Genomic DNA, 10,071 nt, shown 5'->3' with positions numbered 1-10,071 from the left:
CCGATGGCCTGGATGTACGCGGAGTACATCGCCGACGAGCTGCTGCGGACCGGTGAGCTGATGGAGCCGGCGACGCTGGAGTACGGGCGGGGCGCGACGCGCTCGCCCTGACCGTCTTCCTCTCCGACGGTGCGGTGGCCCAGGCGCTCCCTGCCACCCGGGTGGACGAACTGCGGCTGCTGACGGCGTCCGGGGCGCCGTGGCGCGGCTGGGTCTGCGAGCGGCTCGACGCGCTGGCGGCGGCGCCGGGCGGACCGGACCCGAATCTGGACCTGGCCGGGCGGCCTGGCGGTGGCTGGAGGACACCGAACTGCTGGCCGCCGACCTCGATGCCATCGGCCCGCTGCCCTGGGAGGACGGCGCGCAGGAGGAGGCCGGGGCGCAGGAAGCGGTCCAGGTGTGGACGCCGGCCTGGCAGCTGGGGCTGCCGCTGGGGCATCTCTCCATCCACCTGTACTGAGGCCGGCCGGCCTGAGGGCGCGTCTGCCGCCGTTTCAGGAGCCGTGCACCCCGGCGCGGTACTTGGGCAGCCGTACCGTGATCCGCATTCCGGCGCCGATGCCGTCTCGATGACCAGCCCGTAGTCGTCCCCGTACACCTGGCGCAGCCGCTCGTCCACGTTGAGCAGCCCGACGCCGGTGGAGTTGCCGCCTCGCCGCGCAGGATGTGCCGCAGCCGCTCCGGGTCCATCCCGATGCCGTCGTCCTCGATGACGACCTCGGCCTCCGAGCCGGCGTCCAGTGCGCTGATGGTGATGCGGCTGGAGGTGACCGCTCCTTCGAGTCCGTGTTTGACGGCGTTCTCGACGAGCGGCTGCAGGCAGAGGAACGGCAGGGCGACGGGCAGCACCTCGGGGCGACCTGGAGGGTGACCGCGAGCCGTTCGCCGAAGCGGGCCCGGACCAGCGCCAGGTACTGGTCGATGGAGTGCAGTTCGTCGGCGAGGGTGGTGAAGTCGCCGTGGCTGCGGAACGAGTAGCGGGTGAAGTCGGCGAATTCCAGCAGCAGCTCACGGCCTGCTCGGGATCGGTGCGGACGAACGAGGCGATGGCGGCCAGCGAGTTGAAGATGAAGTGCGGAGAGATCTGGGCGCGCAGGGCCCTGATCTCGGCCTCGATGAGCTGGGTGCGCGAGCGGTCGAGCTCGGCGAGCTCCAGCTGTACGCAGACCCAGCGGGCGACCTCGCCGGCCGCCCGCGCCAGTACCGCCGACTCGCGCGGGCGTAGGCGATCAGGGTGCCAGGACCCGGTGGTCGACGGTGAGCGGCACGGCGACGGCCCACCTCAGCGGGCAGTCCAGATCGTCGCAGTCGCTGGGGAAGGCGGTGTCGCGGCCGCTGGCGAGCAGGTCCCGCACCTCCTCCATCACGTGCCGGCCGTGATGGTCCCCGCGCCGTCCCAGACCAGGACCCGTTCGCGGTCGGTGAGGCACAGGGCGTCGGTGCCGAGCAGCGAGCGCAGCCGGCGTGCGGACTTGCGGGCGCTCTCCTCGGTGAGCCCGGCGCGCAGCGGGGGCGCGGCCAGGGAGGCGGTGTGCAGGGTCTCGAAGGTGGCGTGCTCCACGGGGTGCCGACGTCGCTGGTGCGGACGGGGCGGGCGGTGCGCCGGCCGAGCAGCAGACCCCCGCCGAACAGCAGCAGCGCGAGGAGCACGAGGACGGCGTATCCGGCCCCGGTCACCGGTGCCTCCCCGGGATCAGCGTTTCGGGCAGGTGGAAGCGGGTCATGGCGGCGTTCGTTCCGGCGGGTATCCGGCTCCGGGTGGCGAGGGAGACGAGGATCATGGCGAGGAATCCGACCGGCACGGACCAGACGGCGGGCCAGGCGAGCAGGGCGTGCGGCCAGCCGGGCGGCCGCACCGCTCCGCTGACGGTGATCGCGACGGAGAGCAGCGCCGAGCCGCCGCCGAGGAGGAGCCCGGCGACCGCGCCGGGCGGGGTGAGCCGCCGCCACCAGATCCCGAGGACCAGCAGCGGGCAGAAGGAGGACGCCGACACGGCGAACGCCATACCCACCGAGTCGGCGACCGGGACCCGGCTGACCATCAGTGAGCCGGCCAGCGGGACGGAGATGGCGAGGACCGTGGCCAGCCGGAAGTGCCGTACCCCGCGCGAGGGCAGGACGTCCTGGGTGATGACTCCGGCGACCGCCATGGTCAGTCCGGACGCGGTGGACAGGAACGCGGCGAAGGCGCCGCCCGCGATGAGCGCGCCGAGCAGGTCGCCGCCGAGGCCGCCGATCACCCGGCCGGGCAGCAGCAGGACGGCGGCGTCCGCGTCGCCGCCCCCGATGAGCTCGGGGGCGTACAGCCTGCCGAGGGCGCCGTAGACGGGCGGCAGCAGGTAGAAGACGCCGATGAGGGCGAGGACGGCGACGGTGGTGCGGCGGGCGTCGCGGCCGTTGGGGCTGGTGTAGAAGCGGACGACGACGTGCGGCAGGCCCATGGTGCCGAGGAAGGTGGCGACGATCAGCCCGTAGGTGGCGTAGAGGGGGTGGTCGGCGCGGAAGACGGACAGCTGCTCGTCGAAGGTGACGCGGGGCCGTCCGTCGCCCTGCCAGGCCAGCACCAGGAAGATGGCCGGAACCAGGAGCGCGGTCAGTTTCAGCCAGTACTGGAAGACCTGGACGAAGGTGATGGAGCGCATGCCGCCCGCCGCCACGGCGACGACGACCACCGAGGCGACGAGCAGGTCGCCGAGCCAGCCGGGCGCCCCGGTGAGAATCTTGAGGGTCAGTCCGGCGCCCTGGAGCTGGGGCACGAGGTAGAGCCAGCCCGCACCGACCACCAGCACGCTGACGAGTCTGCGCACCTGCCGGGACTCCAGCCGCCCCTCGGCGAAGTCGGGCAGTGTGTACGCCCCGAGCGGCGCAGCGGCGCCGCGACGAACACCAGCAGCACAGGTAGCCGGCGGTGTAGCCGACCGGGTACCAGAGCATGTCCGGTCCGTGCACGAGCACCAGGCCCGCGATGCCGAGGAAGGAGGCGGCGGAGAGGTATTCGCCGCTGATCGCGGCCGCGTTGAGGCGTGGCCGTACGGTGCGCGAGGCGACGTAGAAGTCGGAGGTGGTGCGGGAGATGCGCAGTCCGAATCCGCCCACGAGGACGGTGGCGAGGACGACGGCGGCCACGGCCGCCACCGCGTACGTGCGGCTCACTGGGCGGGGCGGCCTTCCACGAGCCGGGCGAAGTCACGCTCGTTGCGCTCGGCCCGGCGCACGTACCACCAGGCGATCAGGGTCAGCGGCGGGTAGGCGGCGAAGCCGAGGACGGCCCAGACGAGGGCGGCGCTGTGCAGGGCCTCGAATACCAGCGGCAGCGTGCCGGCGACGACGGCGAGCACGGTGAAGGCGGTGAGTCCCGCGCGCAGTTGGCTGCGCATCAACGAGCGTACGTAGGCTCCGCCCAGCGCGGTCTGTTCGTCGATCTCCGACTGGGTGCGGTAGCGCGGCAGCGGACGCACCCGCCGGGGCTCCCCGTCACCACTTCACGCCGGGGCGTTGACTCTGCGGACATGGGGCCGGAGTGTACGCAGCACCTGACCGTGCTGGGAAGGGATTCGGACACGGGTCGGCCCTGGTCAGCGGCTGCCCTGGCGCATCAGCAGATCGCGCAATGCGCGGGTGTGGCGACGGCTGACGGCGAGTTCCGCGGTGCCGATGCGCACGCTCATGGCGCCGGCGTCGAGCCGCAGTTCGTCGATCCGGCCGAGCGCCACGAGGTGGCGGCGGTGGATGCGCACGAACCCGCGGGTGCGCCAGCGCTCCTCCAGTGTGGTCAGGGGCACGCGGACCAGGTGGCTGCCGGTGGCGGTGTGCAGCCGCGCGTAGTCGCCCTGGGCCTCGGCGTAGGCGATGTCGTCGATCGGGACGAAGCGGATGACACCGCCCAGTTCGACGGCGATCTGGTCGTGCGCGGTGTCGTGGACGGGGGCGGGGCGCTCGCCGACCTGTTCGGCCGCGCGTCGCACCGCTTCGGCGAGGCGTTCGCGGCGTACGGGCTTGAGGACGTAGTCGACGGCCTTCAGGTCGAAGGCCTGTACGGCGAAGTCCTCGTGGGCGGTGACGAAGACGATGAGCGGGGGCGCGGCGAATCCGGCCAGCAGCTGGGCGACGTCGAGCCCGGTGAGGCCCGCCATGTGGATGTCGAGGAAGACGACGTCGATCGCGGCGGCGTCCTCGGCCCGGCCTCGACGGCGCTGCCGATGCGGCGCAGCGCCTCGGTGGCACCGGTGGCTCCTCGGCGCTGCGGATGCGGGGATCGGCGCGCAGGAGGTACAGGAGCTCCTCCAGGGCGGGTTCTTCGTCGTCGACGGCGAGTACGCGCAGCATGAGGCCGGAGTTTAGGCGCTGTGCGGGCGGCCGGCGCTGAGTGATTCGCGGCTTCCTTCCGTACGGGACGGCATGCGCACCCCGGAACTCCACCGCGATGTCGGCGCCTACGCCCTCGGCGTGCTCGGCGCTGCCGATGCCTTCCGCTTCGAGGAGCATCTGGGCGGCTGTCCCCTGTGCTCGGTCCGGGCGGCGGAGTTCGGCGGGGTGACGGCCGTGCTCGCGCGGTATGCCGGGCTGACGCCGCCGGGCGTCGCTCCGGTGGTGCGGGCCGGGCCGGAGCTGGTGCGGCGGGCGACGGGGCGGTGGCGGACGGCCGGCGCAGGAGTCGCCGACGGCGGCTGGCGCTGCTTGCGGCGGCTGCGGCGCTGGCGGCCGGGGTGCCGTTCGCGGTGTCCGGCGGGGTGCCTCACGCGCAGGTGCGTGCGCAGACCCTGCGGTGGTCCGCCGAGGACCGTGGCTCGGGGATGGCGGCGGTGGTGACCGCGGGGGCGCGGGACTGGGGCGCCGATGTCGGCCTCGACGTGACCGGGGGGCCGGAGACGGGGGTGTGCGCCCTGGTCGCGGTGGGGCGGGACGGCGTCGCGGAGACCGTCGCCACCTGGTCCTCCGCCGGCCCGGACGGGAAGCCGCTGCGCGTGACCGGCGGGGCGGCGCTGCGGCCCGAGGCGATCGCCAGGTTCGAGGTGCGGGCGGCGTCCGGGCGGCGGCTGCTGGAATTCACCCGCTGAGTCCGGCTACTTGAGCAGCTTGGAAAGCCTGCGGTCGGCCAGCGGCTTTCCCCCGGTCTGGCAGGTCGGGCAGTACTGGAGGGAGGAGTCGGCGAAGGAGACCTCCCGGACGGTGTCCCGCAGACCGGGCAGGCCTGCCCGGTGCGCCCGTGGACCCGCATGCCGCTCTTCTTCTCGGCCTTGAGCTTCCCGGCCGCGAGCCCGCTGGAGCGGGCGACGGCGTCGGTGAGGGTGGTGCGCAGGGCCGTGTGGAGCCGGGTGATCTCTTCGTCGGTGAGCTTCGCCGTGGGCTTGAACGGCGACATCTTCGCCACGTGCAGGATCTCGTCGCTGTAGGCGTTGCCGATGCCGGCGATGAGCGACTGGTCGCGCAGCGCGCCCTTGATCTGGCGGCGCTCCCCGTCGAGCAGTGCGGCGAACGCGTCACGGTCGAAGGAGGCGGCGAGCGGGTCGGGCCCGAGGCGGGCCACGCCGGGCACCTCGGCGGGGTCGTGGACGAGGTGGACGGCGAGGCGTTTGGTGGTGCCCGCCTCGGTGAGGTCGAAGCCGTCGCCGCCGGTGAGTACGGCGCGCAGCGCCAGGGGCCCCTTTCCGGGGCGCGGCGGGGTGGCGGGGAAGCTGTCCTTCCACTGGAGCCAGCCGGCCCGCGCGAGGTGGGTGACCAGGTGCAGCGGTCCGACGGCGAGGTCCAGGAATTTGCCGTGCCGCCGGACGCCGGTGACCGTGCCGCCGTGCAGGGCGGTGAGTGGCGGGTCGTACGTCTTCAGGACACTGATGGCGAGCGGCAGCACGCGGTCGATCTCCTTGCCGACCAGGTGGTCGTCGAGGAAGACCCGCAGGGCTTCGACTTCCGGCAGTTCGGGCATGGTCCCAGCCTGCCGCAGCGGCCGCCCCGGTGCCTGCCGGACGCTGGCTACCGGAGGCCGTACACCCGCTCGGCCGTGGTGGCGAGGACGGCGTCCCGCTCGGCGTCGCCGAGGCCGGCGGTGAGGGCGCGGGCGGCCTCGACGACCTCGGTGTACGTGGCCGCGAGCCGGCACACCGGCCAGTCCGAGCCGAACATGAGCCGGGACGGGCCGAAGGCGTCGAGCACGGTGTCGGCGTACGGGCGCAGGCCTTCGACGTCCAGGCGTGCACGTCGGCCTCGGTGACCAGGCCGGAGAGTTTGCACACGGTGTTGGGCAGGGCGGCGAGTGCCCGCAGGTCGTCGGCCCAGGGGCGCAGCTCCCCGGTGACTATCGGGGTTTGCCCGCGTGGTCGAGCACGAAGGTGAGCCCGGGCAGCAGCGCGGCCACCCTTGCGGCGGCGGGCAATTGGTGCGGCTGGACCACCAGGTCGTAGACGAGCCCGGCGTCGGCGACGGCGGCCAGGCCGCGGCGGACGTCGGTGCGCAGCAGCCATTCGGGGTCGGGTTCGCTCTGGACCTGGTGGCGCAGCGAGACGAGCCGGTCGCCGCCGGGGAGCTCGCGCAGAGCGGCCAGGGTGTCGGCGATGTCCGGCGCGGTGAGATCGCTCCAGCCCACGACGCCGGCGACCAGATCGCTGCCGTCGGCGAGCGCGAGGAACTCGGGGTCTCCTCCGGGACGGTGACGGTCTGCACGAGCACGGTGGCGCACACGCCGTTGGCGCGGGCCTCAGGTTCCAGGTCGGCGAGGGTGAAGTCACGGCACAGGGGGGCCATTTCCTCGCCGGTGATCCACTCCTGGTCGCGTACCGCGAGCTCCCAGACGTGGTGGTGGGCGTCGACGATGCGTGGGGTGCCGGTCATCTCACAGCTCCCAGGTGACGGGGAGGCCGGCTGCGGCACCGTCCGACGAGTAGTCGTGCGCGACGTCGAGGAGCTCGTCCATCCTGGCCTGCCAGGCAACGTTGGCGGGGAGTTCTTCGAGTTGGGCGAGAAGCCGGGCGTAGTCGTCGCACTCGATGACGTGGAAGAGGTCGGTCCCGCTGCGCCAGATCGTCCAGGAGGTGGCTCCCGCCGCGCGGATCGCGCGGGTCAGCTCGGCCGGGACCTCGCGGTGCGCGGCCTCGTACTGCGCTATGCGGTCCGCGCGGACCTTGGTGTGCAGGGCGATGCGCATCTCAGAGTCCGTTCTCGGTCAGCAGTCCCTCGGCGCGCAGGTCGTCCCAGAGGGCGTCGGGGACCGGCCCGCGGAGCAGCGCGGCGGCGTCGCGCACCTCCTCCGGGGAGCGGGTTCCGACGAGGACGCCTGCGACGGCCGGGTGGGTGAGCGGGTAGTGCAGGGCGGCTGCGCGCAGCGGCACGCCGTGCGCCTCGGCGACGTCCTTCAGCCGCAGGGCCCGGTCCAGCAGGTCCGACGGCGCGGCCGCGTAGTCGTAGGTGGCGCCCGGGCGCGGGTCGGCCAGGAGGCCGGAGTTGAACACACCGCCAACGACGACGCTGCGGCCCCGGGCGGCGGCCTCGGGCAGGAGACCGGTCAGGGCGGACTGGTCGAGCAGGGTGAAGCGGCCGGCGCAGAGCACCACGTCGACGTCGGTGTCGCGGACGAAGCGGGTGAGCATCGCGGTCTGGTTCATGCCGGCTCCGATGGCGCCGAGCACTCCCTGTGCGCGCAGCTTCTCCAGTTCCGGATATGCCTCGCGGAAGGCGGCTTCCGCGTGGTCGTCCGGGTCGTGCAGATAGGCGATGTCGATGCGGTCCAGGCCGAGCCGCTCCAGGCTGTCCTCGATGCTGCGCCGGACACCGGCGGCGCTGAAGTCCCAGCGGCGGCGGTGGGTGTTCCGCACGGCGAAGCCCTCGGAGAGCTCCTCGGACGCCGCGGCGCCGCCGCCCGGCAGCGGGTCGAGGACCCGGCCGACCTTGGTGGACAGCGTGTACGAGTCGCGGGGCCGGCCGCGCAGCGCCTGGCCGAGCCGTCGCTCGGAGAGGCCGAGGCCGTAGTGCGGGGCGGTGTCGAAGTAGCGGATGCCCTCGTCCCAGGCGGCATTCACGGCGGCGGTGGCCTGCGCGGGTTCGACGGCGCTGAAGAGATTGCCGATGGCGGCTGCCCCGAAGGACAGCTCGGTGACCTCGACCGCACTGTTTCCCAGCCTGCTGCGCCGCATGTTTCCGTCGCCCTCCCCGATGATCGCTTCCTGCACACAGCGAATATTCATCGGATCACTTGGACGCGTCAACACCCTGGAGGCGATCAACTGCGGTAGATACCCGGGAATCTGTCCGATCTCTGGCGTCTGCTGCCTGCCTCGGTACCCCGCCCCACTCCCCGGCCGTCAGGGTGCGGGCAGCAGCGCGAGCAGTTCCGCCACCTCGTCCTCGGCGCAGCGCCCGAGCCGCTCCAGGTCGGGCAGCGCCTTGCCGTCGGCCACCAGTCCGACCTGCACCTTGCCGCCGTACGTGGTGAGCGCCACCGCCAGGGACTGGCCGCGGGCCAGCGGCGCCATCGGGTAGAGCGCGCGCAGCGGGCAGCCGCCGAGCGAGAGTGCGGAGCGCGGCAGCGGGACGCTGGTGACCAGGACGTCGAAGAGCATCCTGGCCGCGTTCCCGGCGAGCGGGGCGCCGAAGCGGTGGGCCAGCGAAGGCAGTTGATCGGCGAGTACGGCGACGGCACCGGCCCCGCGCAGCGGCCCGGCGGACTTGTTGCGGTCCATCGCCCCGCGCACGGCCCGCAGCCGCTCCACGGGTCCGCTTCGGAGACGGGGAGGCCGAGCAGGTAGGCGGACAGCCGGTTTCCGGTGGCGGCGCCACCCGGGCGACGACGGGAGACGGGCACCAGGGCGCGCGGATCGGCCCGGGCAGCGGTTCGCCGCGCTCCAGCATCCAGCGGCGCAGCGCCCCGGCGACGACCGCGAGCAGGACGTCGTTGGCCGTGCCGCCCACGGCCCGGCGGATCCGCTGCACGGCTTCGAGGTCGAGGTCGGCGGTGGCCAGCCGCCGGGTGCCGCTGGAGCTGGCACTGAGCGACGGTGCGCCGCGCAGATCGAGCCGGCTGGCCCGTACCAGCGAGGCACCGACGCCGAAGGCCCGGCCGAGGTCCTCGATCCGCCCGAGTGCGAGTCCGGCGACCTGGCGCGGGCCGGGCATCCAGGAGCGCGGCGGTACCGGCCGCGCCCGCCCGGCCGTCGCGCCGGTTCGCCCGCGGCCCGCGACGGAGGCGATCTCGTCGAAGATCCCGGCGCCGATGGCGACCGCACGCATCCCGTCGGCGAGCGCATGGTGGAGCTTGACCAGGACGGCGAAGGGGCCGTCCGCGGCGCCGTTGATGACGTACATCTGCCAGGGCGGCAGCCCGCGCCGCAGGGGCTGTTCCATCAGCTCGCCGGCGAGCCGGGTGGCCGCGGCCATGAACGCGCCCTCGTCCCCCTCCGGCAGCTCCGTCCCGGGCAGCTGCACCCGCTTGACGTGGCGGTGGACGTCGAACTCCTTGTCCACCGACCAGGCCGCGCCGCCGACCGGCAGCAGCACGTCCCGTACCCGCATCCGCAGGCGGGGAATCGCGGCGGCCCGGCTGCCGAGCAGCTCCAGCAGGGCTTCCGGGCCCGGGGCCCGGCCGGGGTCGGGGGAGAAGACGGCGAGCGCACCGAGGTGCATGGGGTGCGCATCGGACTCGAGGTGCCAGAAGGCCAGATCGAGAGGTGCCAGTAGCTCAGTGCCCAACGGGTCCTCATGTCATCGAAGACGAAGACTGACGGAGTCGCAGTCAATCCCTCGCGGTCGGTTACGGTCAAGTACAGACATGTTACGTTCTGTTACTTCCCGGTAGTGGTCACTCCCCGCTCGGCGGCGTTCGGCCGACTGGTCAGTCACGTGGCGGAATGACGAATTCGCACCAGACGCACTTGCCGGTGCCCCGGGACTCGACGCCCCAGGCGTCGGCGAGCCGGTCGACGAGCATCAGCCGCGGCCCGACACCCCGGATTCGCCCGCGTCCCGGCGCCGCGGCAGCGCGCTCGACCGGTCCTCGACATCGACCCGCAGGCGCCGCTCGGGCCCGGTGAGCACCCGGATGGTGACGATCGCGCCCCCGTCGGTGTGCATCAGCGCGTTGGTGGT

The 10,071-nt window shown here is 73.3% G+C and carries 5 protein-coding genes and 8 pseudogenes; 3 read left to right on the top strand and 10 right to left on the bottom strand.

All coding sequences use genetic code 11. From position 1 onward, the window contains the following. Positions 1 to 460, top strand: a pseudogene (locus LNW71_RS36010) (hypothetical protein); the annotation flags it as partial. 34 nt (positions 461 to 494) lie between these two features. Here LNW71_RS36010 and LNW71_RS36005 read toward each other — a convergent pair. The 4 genes and pseudogenes from LNW71_RS36005 to LNW71_RS35990 all read right to left on the bottom strand — a co-directional run bounded on the left by LNW71_RS36005 (position 495) and on the right by LNW71_RS35990 (position 4,326). Next, positions 495 to 1,677 (bottom strand): annotated as a pseudogene (locus LNW71_RS36005) (sensor histidine kinase). Continuing rightward, a pseudogene (locus tag LNW71_RS36000) lies at positions 1,674 to 3,153 on the bottom strand (cation acetate symporter). The pseudogenes LNW71_RS36005 and LNW71_RS36000 overlap by 4 nt, the downstream one beginning before the upstream one ends. Further along, the gene (locus LNW71_RS35995; protein ID WP_250972391.1) at positions 3,150 to 3,458 is read right to left on the bottom strand and encodes a COX20 family protein; all 309 of its coding nucleotides are present in this window, start codon (positions 3,456 to 3,458) and stop codon (positions 3,150 to 3,152) included. The pseudogene LNW71_RS36000 and the gene LNW71_RS35995 overlap by 4 nt, the downstream one beginning before the upstream one ends. Before the next feature lie 117 nt (positions 3,459 to 3,575). Further along, a pseudogene (locus LNW71_RS35990) lies at positions 3,576 to 4,326 on the bottom strand (LytR/AlgR family response regulator transcription factor). Positions 4,327 to 4,398: 72 nt separating this feature from the next. On the opposite strand from LNW71_RS35990, the gene LNW71_RS36725 reads away from it, so the two are divergent. Together LNW71_RS36725 and LNW71_RS36720 are read left to right on the top strand one after the other, a co-directional pair. Next, the gene (locus LNW71_RS36725; protein ID WP_308294586.1) at positions 4,399 to 4,809 is read left to right on the top strand and encodes a zf-HC2 domain-containing protein; all 411 of its coding nucleotides are present in this window, start codon (positions 4,399 to 4,401) and stop codon (positions 4,807 to 4,809) included. After that, on the top strand, positions 4,794 to 5,057 hold the full coding sequence (locus tag LNW71_RS36720) for a hypothetical protein (protein WP_308294585.1): 264 nt from the start codon (positions 4,794 to 4,796) through the stop codon (positions 5,055 to 5,057). The genes LNW71_RS36725 and LNW71_RS36720 overlap by 16 nt, the downstream gene beginning before the upstream one ends. Before the next feature lie 6 nt (positions 5,058 to 5,063). Here the strand turns inward: LNW71_RS36720 and LNW71_RS35980 are convergent. The 6 genes and pseudogenes from LNW71_RS35980 to LNW71_RS35955 form a co-directional block, all read right to left on the bottom strand. Next, positions 5,064 to 5,923 (bottom strand): annotated as a pseudogene (locus LNW71_RS35980) (Fpg/Nei family DNA glycosylase). A 47-nt stretch (positions 5,924 to 5,970) separates the two neighbouring features. Next, positions 5,971 to 6,825 (bottom strand): annotated as a pseudogene (locus LNW71_RS35975) (amidohydrolase). A gap of 1 nt (position 6,826) precedes the next feature. After that, positions 6,827 to 7,138 carry an L-rhamnose mutarotase gene (locus LNW71_RS35970; protein WP_250972390.1) on the bottom strand — a complete coding sequence of 104 codons (312 nt, stop codon included), beginning with the start codon at positions 7,136 to 7,138 and terminating at the stop codon, positions 6,827 to 6,829. 1 nt (position 7,139) lies between these two features. After that, on the bottom strand, positions 7,140 to 8,123 hold the full coding sequence (locus LNW71_RS35965) for an aldo/keto reductase (protein WP_250972392.1): 984 nt from the start codon (positions 8,121 to 8,123) through the stop codon (positions 7,140 to 7,142). A gap of 168 nt (positions 8,124 to 8,291) precedes the next feature. After that, positions 8,292 to 9,675: pseudogene (locus LNW71_RS35960) on the bottom strand (wax ester/triacylglycerol synthase family O-acyltransferase). Between the two features lie 142 nt (positions 9,676 to 9,817). After that, positions 9,818 to 10,071, bottom strand: a pseudogene (locus LNW71_RS35955) (ATP-binding protein); the annotation flags it as partial.

The sequence above is a fragment of the Streptomyces sp. RKAG290 genome, assembly GCF_023701695.1.
In the GTDB taxonomy this organism is placed as follows: domain Bacteria; phylum Actinomycetota; class Actinomycetes; order Streptomycetales; family Streptomycetaceae; genus Streptomyces.
The sequence above is the reverse complement of the archived record's forward strand: the minus strand, read 5'-3'. Positions and strand labels throughout refer to the sequence as shown.